Raw genomic sequence first — 19,005 nt, 5'->3', positions numbered from 1 at the left:
GATCGGCCCGAAGATGAAGCAGACCTCGTCCACCACGGACTCGAAGGAGTACGCGGTGTGCAGTTGCGGGGTGCCCCGGTAGATGGCCGCCCAGCCCGGCCGGGCGGAGGGGGACGTTTCGCGTCGGCACGGGGGTCAGGCCGTCAGGGCCTCGGACTGCTCGCGCAGGTGCTCGGTGCCCTCGGCCGGCGTCGTCGGGACGACCACCGCCGGCTTCGGGAGCACCGCGTACAGCAGGCCGGAGATCACCACCGTGGCGACCCAGCCGAGGCCGTACTCGCCGATGACGTTGTTCGCCGCGAGCGGGCCTGTGAACCAGTCGGACGTCGTGAACATCAGGCCCGCGGCCAGGCCCACCGCCCACGCGGCGACGGCGGCGGGGGAGAAGCCGCCCCGGTACCAGTAGGCGCTGGTGCGGCCGGTGTCGGCGAGGGCCGCGCCGTCGTACTCCCGGCGGCGCAGCATGTCCGCGCCGAACACGCCGACCCAGGCCGAGAAGGCGACGGCCAGCAGCGACAGGAAGGCGATGAAGGAGCCCATGAAGCTGGTCGCCACCAGCATCAGCACACCGCCGAAGACCAGCGAGATCACGGCGTTCACCGAGACCGCCCAGTGCCGCGGGATCTTGAAGCCGAGGGTCTGAGCGGTGAAGCCGGCCGAGTACATCGACATGGAGTTGATCAGCAGCATGCCGATCAGCGCGATCAGCAGGTACGGCACCGCGATCCAGGTCGGCAGGATCTCGCCGAGGAAGGAGACCGGGTCGCTGGCGGAGGCCAGGTCCGGCGTGGAGACCGCCATGACCATTCCCATCAGCACCATCGGCAGCACCACGATGCCGGCGCCGCCGATCGTCACACCCACGATGCCCTTGGAGGAGGCGGTGCGCGGCAGGTACCGGGTGAAGTCCGGAGCGGACGGGATCCAGCTCACGCCGCCCGCGGCGATCAGCCCCACACCCGTGATCATCGCGGCCACCGAACCGGCGGGCCGGTCGAAGACCGCGGACCAGTCGGTGTCGACGATCAGGTAACCCAGCACCAGCACCGAGAAGACGCCGAAGAGGTACGCCGCGTACTTGTTGCACTTCTGCACGGCGTTGATGCCCAGCCCGGATATCGCGAAGGTCGCGACGACGAAGACGAGCAGCGTCACCATGTCCAGCACGCTGTTGGCCTCGATGCCGAACACGATGTGCAGCACGGTCAGCACGGCATAGGCGCCGGTCACCGCGTTGATCGTCTCCCAGCCCCAGCGGGCGATCCAGATCAGCGACCCCGGCAGCAGGTTGCCCCGCTGGCCGAAGACCGCCCGGGACAACGCCATGCCGGGGGCGCCGCCGCGCTTGCCCGCGATGCCGATCAGCCCCACCAGCCCGTACGACACCACGGGCGCGGCGGCCGCGACGACCAGGGCCTGCCAGAAGTTGAGGTGGTACGCCACCACGAGGCTCGCGCCCATCGTGAGCAGCAGCACGCTGATGTTGGCGCCGACCCAGGTCGGGAAGAGCTCGCGGGTCCGGGCGGTGCGCTCCGAATCGGGCACCTGCTCGATGCCACGGGTTTCCAGGGCGCCTTCTGTCTCGGCGGTCTTGCTCATGTGGGGGGTCCGTGCCTCGATCGTGGGGGGAGAGGATGCGTTCGGGACTCTACGCGCGTTGACGCGGCCTCTTCCATCGTACTTTGATCCGACTCAGTCCTTCCAGTGGCCTTTGTCCCTTGGAGGAAGCCACAAGCGAGTGTCCCGGGAGCCCATGGCCGATACTGGACGGGTTATGGAAATCCTCATCCTTGCTGTAGTCATCGCCGTGGTCGTGATCGGCGCGCTCGGCGGGCTGATCGTGGGCAGTCGCCGCAAGAAGCAGCTGCCTCCGCCGCCTCCGTCGACGCCCGACATCACCGCCCCTCCCGCCGAACCGCACGTCGGCGACGAGGCCGAGACCCCGCGCGACGAAACGCGCCGGACGATAGAGGAGGTCGACCTCCCGGACGGCGGCACCGCGCCCGTCGGTGTCGAGGAGCCGCCCGTCGTCGAAGAGCTCGAGATCCCGCAGATCGAGGTTCCCGAGCCCACCGCCGGCCGTCTGGTCCGGCTCCGTGCCCGTCTCTCCCGTTCGCAGAACGCCCTCGGGAAGGGCCTGCTCACCCTGCTCTCCCGCGAGCACCTCGACGAGGACACCTGGGAGGAGATCGAGGACACGCTGCTCACCGCCGACGTCGGTGTCCAGCCCACCCAGGAGCTGGTCGACCGGCTGCGCGAGCGCGTGAAGGTGCTCGGCACCCGCACGCCCGAGGAGCTGCGCGGTCTGCTGCGCGAGGAGCTGATCACGCTGGTCGGCCCCGACATGGACCGCGAGCTCAAGACCGAGCCCGCCACCGGCAAGCCCGGCATCGTGATGGTCGTCGGCGTCAACGGCACCGGCAAGACCACCACCACCGGCAAGCTCGCCCGGGTCCTGATCGCCGACGGCCGCAGCGTCGTCCTCGGCGCCGCCGACACCTTCCGTGCCGCCGCCGCCGACCAGCTGCAGACCTGGGGCGAGCGGGTCGGCGCCCACACCGTGCGCGGGCCGGAGGCCGGCGACCCCGCCTCCGTCGCCTTCGACGCGGTCAAGGAGGGCAAGGACGTCGGCGCCGACGTGGTGCTCATCGACACCGCCGGCCGCCTGCACACCAAGACCGGCCTCATGGACGAGCTCGGCAAGGTCAAGCGCGTCGTGGAGAAGCAGGCCCCGCTGGACGAGGTGCTGCTGGTCCTCGACGCCACCACCGGCCAGAACGGCCTGATCCAGGCCCGCGTCTTCGCCGAGGTGGTCGACATCACCGGCATCGTCCTCACCAAGCTGGACGGCACGGCCAAGGGCGGCATCGTGGTCGCCGTCCAGCGCGAGCTGGGCGTCCCGGTCAAGCTGATCGGGCTCGGCGAGGGCGCCGACGACCTGGCGCCGTTCGAGCCGGCGGCGTTCGTGGACGCGCTCATCGGCGAGTGACGTCCCGCCGGCCCCGCGCCGGTACGCGCACGGAGAAGCGCCCGCCCCCCGAGGTGCAGTCGGGGGAGCGGGCGCTTCGTCGTGCCGGGCGGGTGCCGGGCGGGGCCGGATCCGGCGGGCGCCGGGCGGCCTGCCGGGCCCCGGTTACGCCCGGGAGCGGTGGGCCACGTACGCCAGGGTGCCCAGCAGCAGTCGCGCCGCCGGCGGCCTGGTCGCCGAGTCGAGGGCCGGCGGGCGCAGCCAGCGCACCGGACCGAGGCCGCCGCGGTCCGAGGGCGGGGCCGTGATGTGCGTACCGTGACCGAGGCCGCGCAGGTCGAGTGCGGTCGGGTCGTCCCAGCCCATCCGGTAGAGCAGCCGGGGCAGCTCGGCGGCGGCCCCCGGGGCGACGAAGAAGTGGGCGCGGCCCTCGGGGGTCGCCGCGACCGGGCCGAGGGGCAGGCCCATGCGCTCCAGCCGCGCCAGCGCCCTGCGTCCGGCGGCCTCGGCCACCTCGATCACGTCGAAGGTCCGCCCGACCGGCAGCATCACCGCGGCGCCCGGGAACTCGGCCCAGGCCGCGCTCGCCTCGTCCAGCGTCGCCCCGGCGGGCAGCTCGGGCGCGAAGTCCAGCGGATGGGCACCCGGCGCCGGGCAGTCGCGCCGGCCGCAGGAGCAGGCGCCCGCGGCAGCCCGCGCGCCCGGCACCACGTCCCAGCCCCACAGTCCCGTGAACTCGGCCACGGCGGTGGTCTCCGGCACGCGGCCGCGGCGGCGTGTGCCGGAGCGGACGTCGCGCGTGCCCCGACTGGTCCCGATGCCGATCGTGAAGCCCATGCCCCCTCCAACGGTTCCGACGCAGCGACGGTTACGCAGCGGACGTGTCGCGTGACTCTGTGTGCCTCACTCCCCGGCCCGGCGCGGTTCAGGCGGCGCCCGGAAGCGTTCCGGGTGGTGCGCCCGGCGGCGCACGCCCCGGTGAGCCCCCTCGCACCGTCTCCCGGTCGGCCTGTGTCAAGTGAATCGTGTGCAGGCCACCGGGGGTTCATCCGAAGGGGTGGCGAATGGTGGCGATTCCCGAATCGCCGTGGCAGCGCCCGTGATCGTAGGATTACTTTGTGTGCATGAGGCCTTGGGGCACATGCACTTGTGGGTATGCCGGAGGCAACTCGGTACTCCGTTCGAAGGGTGGCGTACGCCGGACGGAGGGCCCGGTTCACCGGCATGCTGATAAGGCTTGGCGCACTCGGCGACAGGTGGTCTCAGGGATGGGGGCGTTCCAGTGAGCGGCAACGGCGAAGGCGGCACGAGCGCGGGAAGCGCGACGCACGCTGACAAGCGCCCCAACGAGCTGCTCACCTCGTGGTTCGCGCGCAGCGGCTGGTCCAAGGGCGAGCTCGCCCGGCAGGTCAACCGCAGGGCCCGCCAGCTCGGCGCCAACCACATCTCGACGGACACCTCGCGCGTCCGCCGCTGGCTCGACGGCGAGAATCCGCGCGAACCGATCCCGCGGATCCTGTCCGAGCTGTTCTCCGAGCGCTTCGGCGTCGTCGTCTCCGTCGAGGACCTGGGCCTGCGCACCACCCGCCCGTCGCCCTCCGCGACCGGCGTCGACCTGCCCTGGACGGGCCCGCAGACCGTGGCCCTGCTCAGCGAGTTCTCGCGCAGCGACCTGATGCTGGCGCGGCGCGGCTTCCTCGGGAGCTCGCTGGCCCTCTCCGCGGGCCCGTCCCTCATCGAGCCCATGCAGCGCTGGCTCGTCCCCTCGCCGCCCGCCGCCTCCTCCGGGCGCGAGTCCGCACCCGAGACGCGTGCGCGCGGCCGGCTGTCCCGGCCGGAGCTGGAGCTGCTGGAGTCCACCGCTGTGATGTTCCGCCGCTGGGACGCCCAGTGCGGCGGCGGCCTGCGCCGCAAGGCGGTCGTCGGCCAGCTGCACGAGGTGACCGACCTCCTCCAGGAGCCCCAGACGGAGACCACCCGCGCCAAGCTGTTCAAGGTCGCCGCGGAGCTCGCCGAACTGGCCGGCTGGATGTCGTACGACGTCGGACTCCAGCCGACCGCCCAGAAGTACTTCGTCCTCGCCCTGCACGCCGCCAAGGAGGCCGGCGACCGGCCGCTCGGCTCGTACATCCTCTCCAGCATGAGCCGCCAGATGATCCACCTCGGCCGGCCCGACGACGCCCTGGAGCTGATCCACCTCGCGCAGTACGGCAGCCGGGACTGCGCGAGCCCGCGCACCCAGTCGATGCTGTACGCGATGGAGGCCCGCGCCTACGCCAACATGGGACAGCCCGGCCGCTGCAAGCGGGCGGTGCGCATGGCCGAGGACACCTTCACCGAGGCCGACGAGTGGGACGAGCCGGATCCCGACTGGATCCGCTTCTTCTCCGAGGCCGAGCTCCACGGCGAGAACAGCCACTCCTTCCGCGACCTCGCCTATGTCGCCGGCCGTAGCCCCACCTACGCCTCCCTGGCCGAGCCCCTGATGCGGCGGGCCGTGGAGCTGTTCTCGAAGGACGACGAGCACCAGCGTTCCTACGCGCTGAATCTGATCGGCATGGCCACCGTGCACCTGCTGCGCCGCGAGCCCGAGGAGAGCACCGTCCTCGCCACCGAGGCCATGGCCATCGCCAAGAAGGTCCGCTCCGAACGCGTCAACACCCGCATCCGCAAGACCGTCGACACGGCCGTACGCGATTTCGGCGACCTGGCGGAGGTCACCGACCTCACCGCCCGGCTCGCCGCAGAACTGCCGGAGACCGCCGAAGCGGTCTGACCGCCCCAGACCCCGGCCGCGGCCGGCCCTCCCGAACTGCCCGACTCGGCTCCCCCATGCCAGGTCACTCGGAAGGCCCGCCGCGGCCGGCTCGCGTCCACCGGCAGGTCCCGGGGACGCCGACGGCCCGCCCGGCCCCGACCCGGCAGTTCATCCACGCGTAACACGCACCGCGCCTTCGTCACGGCGGCGAAACAACGAGGGGCGCCCACGGAAACGGCGCTGCGCCAATCTCGTGGCGCATAACCGGCCCACCCCTCATTGCCGCTCAGGCTTCGCCCGCACGGGGCCGTACAACGACGAGGAGACGCCGATGGCTCCAGCCATCACGCTCGCCGCGGAGACCCAGATCTCCGCCGCCAACACGGGCTTCATGCTCATCTGCTCCGCCCTGGTGATGCTCATGACCCCGGCCCTCGCCTTCTTCTACGGAGGCATGGTCCGCGTCAAGAGCACCCTGAACATGCTGATGATGAGCTTCATCAGCCTCGGCATCGTCACCGTGCTGTGGGTGCTCTACGGCTTCTCCATGGCCTTCGGCACGGACTCCGGCAGCCTCATCGGCTGGAACTCCGACTGGGTCGGCCTCAGCAACATCGGCCTGACGGAGCTGTGGGACGGCTACACGATCCCCGTCTTCGTCTTCCTGGTCTTCCAGATGATGTTCGCCGTCCTCACCCCCGCGCTCATCAGCGGCGCCCTCGCGGACCGCGTGAAATTCACGGCCTGGGCCCTGTTCATCGCCCTGTGGGTCACCGTGGTCTACTTCCCGGTCGCCCACTGGGTGTGGGGCGCGGGCGGCTGGGCCTTCGAGCTGGGCGTGATCGACTTCGCCGGCGGCACGGCCGTGCACATCAACGCCGGCGCCGCGGCGCTCGGCGTGATCCTCGTCATCGGCAAGCGGATCGGCTTCAAGAAGGACCCGATGCGCCCGCACAGCCTGCCGCTGGTCATGCTCGGCGCCGGGCTGCTCTGGTTCGGCTGGTTCGGCTTCAACGCCGGCTCGTGGCTCGGCAACGACGACGGCGTCGGCGCGCTGATGTTCGTCAACACCCAGGTCGCCACCGGCGCGGCCATGCTGGCCTGGCTCGCCTACGAGAAGATCCGCCACGGCGCCTTCACCACGCTGGGCGCCGCCTCCGGCGCCGTCGCGGGCCTGGTCGCCATCACCCCGGCCGGCGGTGCCGTCTCCCCGCTGGGCGCGATCGCCGTCGGCGCGATCGCCGGTGTGCTGTGCGCCATGGCCGTCGGCCTGAAGTACCGGTTCGGGTACGACGACTCCCTCGACGTCGTCGGCGTGCATCTCGTCGGCGGCATCGCCGGCTCCCTGCTCGTCGGCCTCTTCGCCAGCGGCAAGGGCCAGTCCGACGTCCAGGGCCTGTTCTACGGGGGCGGCCTGGACCAGTTCTGGAAGCAGTGCGCCGGTGTCTTCGCCGTCCTCGCCTACTCTCTGGTCGTCTCCGCGGTCCTGGCGTTCGCCCTGGACAGGACGATCGGCATGCGGGTCCCCGAGGACGACGAGGTCCGCGGCATCGACCAGGCCGAGCACGCCGAGACCGCATACGACTTCAGCGGCGCCGGCGGCGGCGCCGCCCGGACCGCCGCACCGGCCGCCACCGCGGCCGCGCAGGCCCAGAGCAAGAAGGTGGACGCATGAAGCTCATCACCGCGGTCGTCAAGCCGCACCGGCTCGACGAGATCAAGGAGGCCCTCCAGGCCTTCGGGGTCCACGGCCTCACCGTCACCGAGGCCAGCGGCTACGGCCGCCAGCGCGGCCACACCGAGGTCTACCGCGGTGCCGAGTACACCGTCGACCTGGTACCGAAGATCCGTATCGAGGTACTGGTCGAGGACGACGACGCCGAGCAGCTGATCGAGGTCGTCGTCAAGGCCGCCCGCACCGGCAAGATCGGCGACGGGAAGGTCTGGTCGGTCCCGGTCGACACGGCCGTACGGGTCCGCACCGGCGAGCGCGGTCCCGACGCGCTCTGAACCAGGACGACGGAACAGGAGCCGCCGGGTGACGTACACGGAGCTGACGAACGACGAAGCGGAGAGCTCGGGACCCGGCGGTTACGCGGCGGCCCGGCTGCGCCTCCTCACCGAGGGGGCGCGGTCCGGGCCGCCGCGCCGTGCGGCCCTCGCCTCACTGACCGACCACTGGCTGGCGGGCCTCTTCGAGGCGGCCACCGAGGGCCTGACCGGGGTGTCGCTCGTCGCCGTCGGCGGCTACGGGCGCGGCGAGCTGTCCCCGCGCAGCGACCTCGACCTGCTCCTGCTGCACGACGGCGGCGACGACAAGGCGGTCGCCGCCCTCGCCGACCGCCTCTGGTACCCCGTCTGGGACCTGGGCCTCGCCCTCGACCACTCCGTACGCACCCCCCAGGAGGCCCGCAAGACGGCCGGCGAGGACCTGAAGGCCCACCTGGGCCTGCTGGACGCCCGCCACCTCGCCGGCGACCTGGGACTGACCGCGTCCCTGCGCACCACCGTCCTCGCCGACTGGCGCAACCAGGCCCCCAGACGCCTCCCCGAACTGCGGGAACTCTGCGCCGAGCGCGCCGAACGCCAGGGCGAGCTGCAGTACCTGCTCGAACCCGACCTCAAGGAGGCCCGGGGCGGGCTGCGCGACGCCACCGCACTGCGCGCCGTCGCCGCCTCCTGGCTCGCCGACGCCCCCCGCGAAGGCCTCGCCGAGGCCCGGCGCCGCCTGCTCGACGTACGCGACGCGCTCCACCTGGTGACGGGCCGCGCGACCGACCGACTGGCCCTCCAGGAACAGGACCAGGTCGCGGCCGAGCTGGGCCTGCTGGACGCCGACGCCCTGCTGCGGCAGGTGTACGAGGCGGCACGCGTCATCTCGTACGCCGGTGACGTCACCTGGCGGGAGGTGGGGCGCGTGATCCGGTCGCGCGCCGTGCGGCCCCGCCTGCGCGCCATGCTCGGTGGCGGCAGGCAGGCCGCCGAGCGCAGTCCGCTCGCCGAGGGCGTCGTCGAGCAGGACGGCGAGGTGGTGCTCGCCCGCACCGCACGCCCCGAACGCGACCCCGTGCTCCCGCTGCGCGCCGCGGCCGCCGCCGCACAGGCCGGGCTCCCGCTCTCCCTGCACGCCGTGCGGCACCTCGCCGCCACCGCGCGCCCGCTGCCCGCGCCCTGGCCCGCCGAGGCACGCGAACAACTGGTGACCCTGCTCGGCTCGGGCCGCCCCACCGTCGAGGTCTGGGAGGCACTGGAGGCCGAGGGCCTGATCACCCGGCTGCTGCCCGACTGGGAGCGGGTCCGCTGCCGCCCGCAGCGCAACGCCGTCCACCTGTGGACCGTCGACCGGCACCTCATCGAGACCGCCGTCCGCGCCTCCGCCTTCACCCGCCGCGTCCACCGCCCCGACCTGCTCCTCGTCGCCGCGTTGCTGCACGACATCGGCAAGGGCTGGCCCGGCGACCACTCGGTCGCCGGCGAGACCATCGCCCGGGACGTGGCGGCCCGCATCGGCTTCGACCGCGCGGACGCCGCCGTCCTCGCCACCCTCGTACGCCACCATCTCCTCCTCGTCGAGACGGCCACCCGGCGTGACCTGGACGATCCGGCCACCGTCCGCGCCGTCGCCGAGGCGGCCGGCACCCAGGGCACCCTGGAGCTCCTGCACGCCCTGACCGAGGCGGACGCCCTGGCCACCGGGCCGGCCGCCTGGTCGGCCTGGCGCGCCTCGCTCGTCGCCGACCTGGTCAAACGCGTCTCGGCCGTTCTCGCCGGGGACCCCCTGGAGGCACCCGAGGACCCCGCGCCCACCGTGCAGCAGGAACGGCTCGCCGTGGAGGCGTTCCGCACGGGCGGGCCGGTGCTGTCCCTGCGGGCCCAGGCCGAGCCGGACGCCGAGGAACGGGAGCCCCTCGGGGTGGAGCTGCTGATCGCCGTACCCGACCAGGCGGGCGTGCTCCCCGCCGTCGCCGGCGTCCTGGCCGTGCACCGCCTGACCGTCCGCACGGCCGAGCTGCGCTCCCTTCCGCTGCCGGACGGCGTCGAGGGCTCCGTCCTGCTGCTGGCCTGGCGGGTCGCCGCCGAGTACGGCTCCCTGCCCCAGGCCGCCCGCCTGCGCGCCGACCTGGTCCGCGCCCTCGACGGCAGCCTCGACATCGAGGCCCGCCTCGCCGAGCGGGACGCCGCCTACCCGCGCCGCCGGGGTGTGGTCCCGCCGCCGCCCAGGGTGACCGTCGAACCGGCCGCGTCGCGCCAGGCCACGGTGATCGAGGTACGCGCCCAGGACGCGCCCGGGCTGCTGTTCCGCATCGGGCGGGCGCTGGAGGGCGCGGGGGTGCGGGTGCGCAGCGCGCATGTCTCGACGCTGGGGGCGAACGCGGTGGATGCGTTCTACGTCACGCAGGCGCCGGGAGTGCCGCTGCCGGGCGAGGAGGCGGCGGCGGTGGCCCGCAAGCTGGAGGAGACACTGCGGGCGTGACCTCGTGGTGTGCGTTGATCGGGTGTGCTCCCCGCCGACGCGGGGACGGTCCGCTCGTGAACGGTGTACTTGTCACGATCCTCGGTTGTTCCCCGCCCATGCGGGGATCCGTCTCCGCCCAATGACTGCAGTGGGCGGGGACGAATTGTCTGCCGGGCCGGATACCCTGGAGGGCAGCCCAGATCCGCCCCCGACTCCGAGGACCGACGCCACCGTGTTCGATACCCTCTCCGACCGCCTCAGCGCGACTTTCAAAAACCTCCGCGGCAAAGGCAGGTTGTCCGAGGCGGACATCGACGCCACGGCGCGCGAGATCCGTATCGCGCTCCTCGAAGCGGACGTGGCCCTGCCGGTCGTCCGGACGTTCATCAAGAACGTCAAGGAGCGCGCGCTCGGCGCCGAGGTCTCCAAGGCGCTCAATCCCGCGCAGCAAGTGGTCAAGATCGTCAATGACGAATTGATCGGCATCCTCGGCGGCGAGACCCGCCGGCTGCGCTTCGCCAAGCAGCCGCCGACCGTGATCATGCTCGCCGGTCTGCAGGGTGCCGGTAAGACCACCCTCGCGGGCAAGCTGGGCCGCTGGCTCAAGGAGCAGGGCCACTCCCCGCTGCTGGTCGCCTGTGACCTCCAGCGCCCCAACGCCGTCAACCAGCTGAGCGTCGTCGCCGAGCGCGCCGGCGTCGCGGTGTACGCGCCCGAACCGGGCAACGGCGTCGGCGATCCGGTGCAGGTCGCCAAGGACTCCATCGAGTTCGCCAGGACCAAGGTCCACGACCTGGTCATCGTCGACACCGCCGGCCGCCTGGGCATCGACCAGGAGCTGATGCAGCAGGCCGCGGACATCCGTGACGCGGTCCACCCCGACGAGATCCTCTTCGTCGTCGACGCGATGATCGGTCAGGACGCGGTCAACACCGCCGAGGCTTTCCGCGACGGCGTCGGCTTCGACGGCGTGGTGCTGTCCAAGCTCGACGGTGACGCCCGCGGTGGTGCCGCCCTGTCGATCGCCTCGGTCACCGGCAAGCCGATCATGTTCGCCTCGAACGGCGAGAAGCTGGACGACTTCGACGCCTTCCACCCGGACCGGATGGCCTCCCGCATCCTCGACATGGGTGACCTGCTCACCCTGATCGAGCAGGCGGAGAAGACGTTCAGCCAGGAAGAGGCCGAGAAGATGGCCTCCAAGCTGGCGTCCAAGAAGGGCCAGGACTTCACCCTGGACGACTTCCTGGCCCAGATGGAGCAGGTCAGGAAGATGGGCAGCATCTCGAAGCTGCTCGGCATGCTGCCCGGCATGGGGCAGATCAAGGACCAGATCAACAACCTCGACGAGCGGGACGTCGACCGCACCGCCGCGATCATCAAGTCGATGACCCCGGGGGAGCGTCAGGACCCGACGATCATCAACGGCTCGCGCCGCGCCCGTATCGCCAAGGGTTCCGGTGTCGACGTCAGCGCCGTGAAGGGCCTGGTCGAGCGGTTCTTCGAGGCCCGCAAGATGATGTCCCGCATGGCCCAGGGCGGCGGCATGCCCGGTATGCCGGGGATGCCCGGCATGGGTGGGGGTCCGGGCCGGCAGAAGAAGAAGCAGAAGCAGGCCAAGGGCAAGCAGCGCTCCGGCAACCCGATGAAGCGCAAGCAGCAGGAGCAGGAGGAGGCCGCCCGGCGCGCCGCCGCGGCCGAGGGCGGCAACGCCTTCGGTCTGCCGCAGCAGGGGGGCAAGGACTTCGAGCTGCCCGACGAGTTCAAGAAGTTCATGGGCTGACACCGTCGTCCGTACGTCACCGGGGGCGTCCCGCGCAGCGGCGTGGGGCGCCCCCGGTGCCGTACACCCGCATGCCCGCGGGGCTTTCCTGTCGTAACGTCCCGGTATGACCAACCCGTCCCCGCCGCGCAAGGCCCCCGAGCCGCCCTGGCGCACCGAGGGCACGCCCGACGAGCCGCCGAAGCGGCCGTCCGGTGGGCGCAGAATGCGCGGCGGCTGGTGGAACCTGGTCCTCGCCGCGCTGGTCGTCTATCTCATCGCCAACCTGGTGCTGTCGTTCTTCAACGAGGGCGACGAGCCGACGATCTCGTACACCGAGTTCAGCAAGCAGGTCGACGAGGGCAACGTCAGCAAGATCTACGCCAAGGGCGACGCGATCCAGGGCCAGCTGAAGAAGGCCCGGGACAACCCCGAGGGCGACGGGACGTACACCAAGTTCACGACCGAGCGCCCGACGTTCGCGGACGACAAGCTCTGGGCGGATCTGACCGGGCACGGCGTCACCGTCACCGCCGAGCCGGTGGTCCAGCACCGCAGCTTCCTGGCCAACCTGCTGATCGCGCTCGCCCCGATGCTGATCCTGGTCGTCCTGTGGATCGTCATCGCGCGGCGGATGCGCGGGGCGATGGGCGGCGGTGCGGGCGGCATGCTCGGCCGCAAGGCGCCGCCCAAGCCGGTCGAGCTGGAGGCGGGCAAGCCGCGCACCACCTTCGCGGACGTGGCCGGCATCGACGAGGTGGAGGGCGAGCTGAGTGACGTCGTCGACTTCCTGAAGAACCCCGGCGCCTACCGCCGGATGGGCGCCAAGATGCCCCGGGGCGTGCTGCTGACCGGCCCGCCCGGCACCGGCAAGACGCTGCTGGCGCGCGCGGTGGCCGGCGAGGCGGGGGTGCCGTTCTTCTCGGCGTCCGCGTCCGAGTTCATCGAGATGATCGTCGGTGTGGGCGCCTCCCGGGTGCGGGAGCTGTTCGCCGAGGCCCGGAAGGTGGCGCCGTCGATCATCTTCATCGACGAGATCGACACCATCGGCCGGGCCCGCGGCGGAGGCTCCGGCATGGGCGGCCACGACGAGCGCGAGCAGACCCTCAACCAGATCCTCACCGAGATGGACGGCTTCTCGGGCTCCGAGGGCGTCGTCGTCATCGCCGCCACCAACCGCGCCGACATCCTCGACCCGGCCCTGACCCGCCCGGGCCGCTTCGACCGGGTGGTGAGCGTCTCGCCGCCCGACCGGGACGGCAGGGAGGCGATCCTGGAGATCCACACCCGGGAGATCCCGCTGGCCCCGGACGTCGACCTGGCCCAGGTCGCCCGGACGACGCCGGGGATGACGGGCGCCGAACTGGCCAATCTCGCCAACGAGGCGGCCCTGCTCGCCGTCAAGCGGAAGCAGGACCGGGTGACGCAGGCGAACCTCTCCGAGGCCCTGGAGAAGGTGCAGCTCGGCGCCGAACGCCCGCTGGTGATGCCCGAGGAGGAACGCCGGCGCACCGCCTACCACGAGAGCGGGCACGCCCTGCTGGGCATGCTGCAACCGGGCGCCGACCCCGTTCGCAAGATCACCATCGTGCCGCGCGGACGGGCGCTCGGCGTGACACTGTCGACGCCGGACGCCGACAAGTACGCGTACACGGAGGAGTATCTGCGGGGCCGGATCATCGGCGCGCTCGGCGGGATGGCGGCCGAGCACGTCGTGTACGACGTGATCACCACCGGCTCGGAGAGCGACCTCGAACAGGTCACCCGGATCGCGCGCGGCATGGTCGGCCGCTGGGGCATGAGCGAGCAGGTCGGCCGGCTGTCCGCGCTGCCCGGCGACGCCCAGCAGGCCTACGGGCTGGCCGCCGCCCCGGGCACCCTGAACGCCATCGACGACGAGATGCGGCGCGTCGTCGACGAGTGCTACGAGGAGGCCGTCCGCAAGCTGCGCGACCACCGCGTCCAGCTCGACGCGCTGGCCGAGGCGCTGCTGGCCAACGAGACGCTGGACGAGGCGGACGCGTACCGGATCGCCGGGATCCCCCGGCTGACGAAGGACGGCCCCGAGGCGTGAGCGGCGCCCGCCTCGCGTGCCGTCAGCGTGTGCGGGCCACGAGGTAGCGGAACACGTTCGGCATCCACACCGTGCCGTCCGGCCGCCGGTGGGGATGGAGGGCCTCGGTCAGCTCCTTGTCCACCTGTTCCTGGTCGGTGGCGGCGATCGCCGCGTCGAACAGCCCCGTCGACAGCAGCCCGCGCACCGCGCTGCCGAGGTCGGCGTACCCGAACGGGCACGCCACGCGACCGGAACCGTCCGGTGCGAGTCCGGCCCGGTGGGCGACCTCCTCCAGGTCGTCGCGCAGGGCCGGACGCCAGCTGCCCGGGCTGCGCAGCGGGTCCGCCAGCTTGGTTGCCACCCGCAGCACGGACGTCGTGGCGCAGCGCTCCGGCGGGCCCCAGCCGGCCAGCACGACGGCCGCTCCGCGCACGGCGAGCGGCGTCGCCTCGGCCAGCAGCCCGCCCAAGCCCTCCGCGTCGCCCGCGAGGCACCCGATCGGCTCGAAGGCGGTCACGACGGTGAACGCGGGCCCGGCCGGGTCCCGCGCGTCGCGGGGGGCGCCCTCGACGATCCGGGCGGCCGAGCGCGCGGATGCGCCGTGCGGCTCCGGCGCCTCGGACAGCAGCCGCCGCCGTGCGAGGGCCAGGCGCTCCGGGGAACCGGAGTCCACGCCGGTCACCGCCGCGCCCCGGGACGCGGCCATCAGCAGGGCCAGGCCGGATCCGCAGCCCAGGCCCAGCATCCGGGTGCCGCCGCCGACGTCCAGTCGCTCGTAGACCGCCTCGTAGAGCGGTACGAGCATCCGCTCCTGTATCTCGGACCAGTCACGCGCGCGTGCATCCAGGTCCACGCCGGGCGTCGCCCTCGCGTGGGATGAGTGCTGCCGCACGAGCGTAGGTGTCATAGGAAAGTGCCCCAATCGCCGACCGTTGCCGATGTGCCCGATTCCCTGGCCCCCGTGCAGTGCGCTCGCACTCCCCCCGTATGCCAGGTAACTCCCGGCTCGCCGTGGCGTCCAGTGGTAGCGAGGGCCGGTTTGCCCGATCCGGGCCCGAGTGGCGAGATTTCACTTCCCGGCAACGTGCGCCTGGCCGCGCGGTACGCGCGGTAGCCCCCGTGCGGCGTCGCCGGCGGATGGCCTGAACGTGTCGCTCGGCGATGACAGCGGGTGGCGGTGGGACCGCAGAGGCGGTTTCGGCCAAGACCGACGGGCGGTGCGCACGGTCCACGGCGCCCCGAGCGCTCCCGGGGAGGGGCGGTGCCGCACGCCGGAGGCCGACCCGGTAACGTCACGCCCGTCGACGCGCCCGCCCGGGCGGCGCCCTGTCTCCGCGACGGCGGCCGAAACGCCTCTTGCGCGTCAGCGAGCCCCACGCACCCCGGCGCGTGGACGGGTGCTACGCGCCGGCGCGTACGTCGGACTACGCACCAGCTTGGTACGAGCTGTGCGGCTTCTCCGCAGATCAGCGCACCCGCCCTCGTCGGGACGCATCAGCGGCAACTGACGGGTACGTGCAAATTATTTGGGATGCCCCGGAATAGGAACACAGCGGCACCCCGGCTCGTTGTCATTACGTGAGCACGACACCACCTGTTCTCGCCGCAGAGCTGGCGCAGGCGTGGGCCGACATTCAGCGGCACCACCCCGAGCTGCCCGATCTTGCCGCGCCCGAGTCCCTGATCGGAGAGTCGTCGTCCGCCTGCGGGCACGAACTCTCCTTCGAACGACTGCTTCACGAGGCAGTCCACGGCATCGCAGCCGCGCGCGGAGTGCGCGACACCTCCCGCGCCGGTCGCTACCACAACCGACGATTCCTCGCGATCGCCGAGGAGCTGGGCCTGGACCATCCCGAGGAACCGCATCCCAGCAGCGGCTTCTCCCTGGTCACGCTCACCCCCGAGGCGAAGCGCCGCTACCGCCCGACGATCGACCGCCTCCAGCGCGCGCTGAAGGCCCACACCGCCGCGACCGCGACGGACTCGGCCCGCAGCTTCCGCGGCCCGGCCGCCCGGCACGGATCCTCCGGCGGCGGGGTGCGCGTCAAGGCCGTCTGCGACTGCGGCCGCAATGTGCGCGTCGTCCCGTCGGTCCTGGCCCAGGCCCCGATCGTGTGCGGCGGCTGCGGGAAGCCGTTCCGCATCCCGGAGGTGGTGGGCGCGGCGGCGAGCTGACGGTCCGGCTGCTCGTGGCGGCCGGACCGCGCAGAGCCCTCGGTCGGGAGGGCCCGGCGGCATGTGGCAGAATGGCTAGCTGTACTCGACAGCCGAACAGGACCCCTCTCTCCTCCGGCTGACGCGTCCGTCGGGCACTCGGGTACCGCAACCCCACGCGGCTTCCTCGCCGTGCCCAACCACGTCAATCCAGGAGAATCCACTCCCGTGGCAGTCAAGATCAAGCTGAAGCGTCTGGGCAAGATCCGTTCGCCTCACTACCGCATCGTCGTCGCCGACTCCCGTACCCGCCGTGACGGCCGGGCCATCGAGGAGATCGGCAAGTACCACCCGACGTACAACCCGTCGGTGATGGAGGTCGACGCCGAGCGCGTGGCGTACTGGCTCGGCGTCGGCGCCCAGCCGACCGAGCCCGTGCTCGCCATCCTGAAGAAGACCGGCGACTGGCAGAAGTTCAAGGGCGAGCCCGCCCCGGCGCCGCTGCTGCAGCCGGCCGAGAAGTCGGCCCGTCCGTCCTTCGAGGCGCTCGGTGGCGACGACGAGGGCAAGGGTGAGGCCATCACCCAGAAGAAGAAGGCCGACAAGAAGGACGAGGCTGCCGCCGAGTCCGAGTCGACCGAGGCCTGAGCATGCTCGAGGAGGCTCTCGAGCACCTCGTGAAGGGCATCGTCGACAACCCTGACGATGTGCAGGTGGCCTCGCGCAACCTGCGCCGCGGGCGCGTCCTGGAAGTCCGGGTCCACCCGGACGACCTCGGCAAGGTGATCGGCCGCAACGGCCGCACCGCACGCGCCCTGCGCACCGTCGTGGGCGCCATCGGCGGCCGCGGTGTCCGTGTCGACCTCGTCGACGTGGACCACGTCCGCTGACGCTTCGCAACGCAGCACCGGCTCGGGCCGGGGAAGGCCACTGGGCCGTCCCCGGCCCGCAGTCGTATGACAGGAGATCAAGCACAGTGCAGCTGGTAGTCGCGCGCATCGGCCGCGCCCACGGGATCAAGGGCGAGGTCACCGTCGAGGTCCGCACCGACGAGCCGGAACTGCGGCTCGGGCCCGGGGCCGTCCTCACCACCGACCCCGCCTCCGTCGGCCCGCTCACCATCGAGACCGGCCGGGTCCACAGCGGCCGCCTCCTGCTCCGCTTCGCCGGGGTGAGCGACCGCACCGCCGCCGAGGCGCTGCGCAACACCCTCCTCATCGCCGACGTCGACCCCGACGAGCTGCCCGAGGAGGAGGACGAGTACTACGACCACCAGCTGATCGACCTCGACGTCGTGACCACGGACGGCGAGGAGGTCGGGCGGATCACCGAGATCTCGCACCTGCCCACCCAGGACCTGTTCGTCGTGGAGCGCCCCGACGGCAGCGAGGTCTACGTGCCGTTCGTGTCCGAGATCGTCACCGAGATCGACCTGGAGGAACAGCGCGCGGTCGTCGACCCGCCGCCGGGGCTGATCGACGACCGGGCCGAGGTCGCCTCCTCGCGTGACGCCGCCGGGGATGACAGCTGATGCGGCTCGACGTCGTCACGATCTTCCCCGAGTACCTGGACCCGCTGAACGTCTCCCTCGTCGGCAAGGCACGCGCGCGCGGGCAGCTCGACGTCCAGGTGCACGACCTGCGCGACTGGACCCACGACCGGCACAACACCGTCGACGACACCCCGTACGGCGGGGGCCCCGGCATGGTGATGAAGACCGAGCCGTGGGGCGAGGCGCTGGACTCCGTGCTGGCCGACGGCTACGAGACGGGCTCCGGCGAGCCCGCCCTCATCGTGCCCACCCCCAGCGGCCGGCCCTTCACACAGAAACTCGCCGTGGAGCTCTCCGAGCGCCCCTGGCTGATCTTCACCCCGGCCCGCTACGAGGGCATCGACCGCCGCGTCATCGACGAGTACGCGACCCGGATGCCCGTGTACGAGGTCTCCATCGGCGACTACGTCCTGGCCGGTGGCGAGGCGGCCGTGCTGGTCGTCACGGAGGCCGTGGCACGGCTGCTGCCCGGTGTCCTGGGCAACGCCGAGTCCCACCGCGACGACTCCTTCGCGCCCGGCGCCATGGCGAGCCTGCTGGAGGGCCCCGTCCACACCAAGCCGCCCCTGTGGCGCGGGCGCGGCATCCCGGACGTGCTGCTCAGCGGCCACCACGGCAAGATCGCCCGCTGGCGCCGCGACGAGGCACTGCGGCGCACGACGGCCAACCGGCCCGACCTGATCGAGCGGTGCGAGCCCTCGGCCTTCGACAAGAAGGACCGCGAGATGCTCTCCATCCTGGGCTGGCAGCCCGACCCCGACGGCGAACTGTACGGCCGATTTTGGCGCAGGACGCCGGGCGTGGAACAATAGGCCGCTGTTGTGCGTCCGTCCGGAGCGCGCCCCTGCCACAGGGGGACACGACGCCCGTCCCGACCCGCACGACCCCGATTCCGAAACACCTAGTTTCCGTTGATGACCTGTGGCATCAGCGAGGAAAGCAGACGAAATGTCTCACCTGCTCGACACTGTCGACGCCGCGTCGCTGCGCAGCGACGTCCCGTCCTTCCGCCCCGGCGACACCGTCAACGTCCACGTCCGCGTCATCGAGGGCAACCGCTCCCGTGTGCAGCAGTTCAAGGGCGTAGTCATCCGCCGCCAGGGTGCCGGCGTCCGCGAGACCTTCACGGTCCGCAAGGTCTCCTTCTCCGTCGGCGTCGAGCGCACCTTCCCGGTGCACACCCCGATCGTGGAGAAGATCGAGCTCGTCACCCGCGGTGACGTGCGCCGCGCCAAGCTGTACTACCTGCGCGAGCTGCGCGGCAAGGCCGCGAAGATCAAGGAGAAGCGCGAGAGCTGA

16 protein-coding genes are annotated in these 19,005 nt (G+C 72.1%); 13 read left to right on the top strand and 3 right to left on the bottom strand.

Annotated elements, in window-relative coordinates:
* Positions 1 to 135: 135 nt before the first annotated feature.
* Positions 136 to 1,599 (bottom strand): cytosine permease, encoded by a 1,464-nt coding sequence (locus AB0E77_RS20110; protein WP_361572447.1) that lies wholly within the window; start codon positions 1,597 to 1,599, stop codon positions 136 to 138.
* Positions 1,600 to 1,774: 175 nt separating this feature from the next.
* Here AB0E77_RS20110 and ftsY point away from each other — a divergent pair, with 175 nt between their 5' ends.
* Positions 1,775 to 2,989, top strand: a complete 1,215-nt coding sequence (gene ftsY, locus AB0E77_RS20105; protein WP_361572444.1) for a signal recognition particle-docking protein FtsY — start codon at positions 1,775 to 1,777, stop codon at positions 2,987 to 2,989.
* Positions 2,990 to 3,133: 144 nt separating this feature from the next.
* On the opposite strand, the gene AB0E77_RS20100 is transcribed toward ftsY, so the two are convergent.
* Positions 3,134 to 3,805 (bottom strand): bifunctional DNA primase/polymerase, encoded by a 672-nt coding sequence (locus AB0E77_RS20100; RefSeq protein WP_361572441.1) that lies wholly within the window; start codon positions 3,803 to 3,805, stop codon positions 3,134 to 3,136.
* Positions 3,806 to 4,250: 445 nt separating this feature from the next.
* Between AB0E77_RS20100 and AB0E77_RS20095 the strand changes: the two genes are divergently transcribed.
* From AB0E77_RS20095 to ftsH, 6 genes are all read left to right on the top strand, one after another.
* Positions 4,251 to 5,744, top strand: a complete 1,494-nt coding sequence (locus tag AB0E77_RS20095; RefSeq protein ID WP_361572438.1) for a hypothetical protein — start codon at positions 4,251 to 4,253, stop codon at positions 5,742 to 5,744.
* A gap of 313 nt (positions 5,745 to 6,057) precedes the next feature.
* Complete coding sequence (locus tag AB0E77_RS20090; protein ID WP_361572437.1) at positions 6,058 to 7,401, top strand: ammonium transporter; 1,344 nt, start codon at positions 6,058 to 6,060, stop codon at positions 7,399 to 7,401.
* The gene (locus AB0E77_RS20085; RefSeq protein WP_019328769.1) at positions 7,398 to 7,736 is read left to right on the top strand and encodes a P-II family nitrogen regulator; all 339 of its coding nucleotides are present in this window, start codon (positions 7,398 to 7,400) and stop codon (positions 7,734 to 7,736) included. The genes AB0E77_RS20090 and AB0E77_RS20085 overlap by 4 nt, the downstream gene beginning before the upstream one ends.
* Before the next feature lie 28 nt (positions 7,737 to 7,764).
* On the top strand, positions 7,765 to 10,200 hold the full coding sequence (locus AB0E77_RS20080) for a [protein-PII] uridylyltransferase (RefSeq protein ID WP_361572436.1): 2,436 nt from the start codon (positions 7,765 to 7,767) through the stop codon (positions 10,198 to 10,200).
* 214 nt (positions 10,201 to 10,414) lie between these two features.
* The gene (ffh, locus tag AB0E77_RS20075) at positions 10,415 to 11,965 is read left to right on the top strand and encodes a signal recognition particle protein (protein ID WP_361572434.1); all 1,551 of its coding nucleotides are present in this window, start codon (positions 10,415 to 10,417) and stop codon (positions 11,963 to 11,965) included.
* A gap of 106 nt (positions 11,966 to 12,071) precedes the next feature.
* Positions 12,072 to 14,018 (top strand): ATP-dependent zinc metalloprotease FtsH, encoded by a 1,947-nt coding sequence (ftsH, locus tag AB0E77_RS20070; protein WP_361572432.1) that lies wholly within the window; start codon positions 12,072 to 12,074, stop codon positions 14,016 to 14,018.
* Positions 14,019 to 14,040: 22 nt separating this feature from the next.
* On the opposite strand, the gene AB0E77_RS20065 is transcribed toward ftsH, so the two are convergent.
* Positions 14,041 to 14,907 (bottom strand): SAM-dependent methyltransferase, encoded by an 867-nt coding sequence (locus AB0E77_RS20065; protein ID WP_361572431.1) that lies wholly within the window; start codon positions 14,905 to 14,907, stop codon positions 14,041 to 14,043.
* Positions 14,908 to 15,578: 671 nt separating this feature from the next.
* Between AB0E77_RS20065 and AB0E77_RS20060 the strand changes: the two genes are divergently transcribed.
* The 6 genes from AB0E77_RS20060 to rplS all read left to right on the top strand — a co-directional run bounded on the left by AB0E77_RS20060 (position 15,579) and on the right by rplS (position 19,005).
* Entirely contained in the window at positions 15,579 to 16,175 is a 597-nt protein-coding gene (locus tag AB0E77_RS20060; protein ID WP_361572429.1) for a hypothetical protein, read from the top strand.
* Positions 16,176 to 16,382: 207 nt separating this feature from the next.
* Positions 16,383 to 16,802 carry a 30S ribosomal protein S16 gene (gene rpsP / locus AB0E77_RS20055; RefSeq protein ID WP_161164628.1) on the top strand — a complete coding sequence of 140 codons (420 nt, stop codon included), beginning with the start codon at positions 16,383 to 16,385 and terminating at the stop codon, positions 16,800 to 16,802.
* Between the two features lie 2 nt (positions 16,803 to 16,804).
* Positions 16,805 to 17,044: an RNA-binding protein gene (locus tag AB0E77_RS20050; RefSeq protein WP_003973401.1), complete on the top strand. Its 240-nt coding sequence runs from the start codon at positions 16,805 to 16,807 to the stop codon at positions 17,042 to 17,044.
* A gap of 86 nt (positions 17,045 to 17,130) precedes the next feature.
* Positions 17,131 to 17,685, top strand: a complete 555-nt coding sequence (gene rimM / locus AB0E77_RS20045; protein ID WP_361572427.1) for a ribosome maturation factor RimM — start codon at positions 17,131 to 17,133, stop codon at positions 17,683 to 17,685.
* Positions 17,685 to 18,518: a tRNA (guanosine(37)-N1)-methyltransferase TrmD gene (gene trmD / locus AB0E77_RS20040; protein ID WP_361572425.1), complete on the top strand. Its 834-nt coding sequence runs from the start codon at positions 17,685 to 17,687 to the stop codon at positions 18,516 to 18,518. The genes rimM and trmD overlap by 1 nt, the downstream gene beginning before the upstream one ends.
* Positions 18,519 to 18,654: 136 nt before the next feature.
* Positions 18,655 to 19,005 carry a 50S ribosomal protein L19 gene (rplS, locus tag AB0E77_RS20035; RefSeq protein WP_361572422.1) on the top strand — a complete coding sequence of 117 codons (351 nt, stop codon included), beginning with the start codon at positions 18,655 to 18,657 and terminating at the stop codon, positions 19,003 to 19,005.

This window comes from Streptomyces sp. NPDC032940, from assembly GCF_040636935.1.
Taxonomy (GTDB): domain Bacteria; phylum Actinomycetota; class Actinomycetes; order Streptomycetales; family Streptomycetaceae; genus Streptomyces.
The sequence above is the reverse complement of the archived record's forward strand: the minus strand, read 5'-3'. Positions and strand labels throughout refer to the sequence as shown.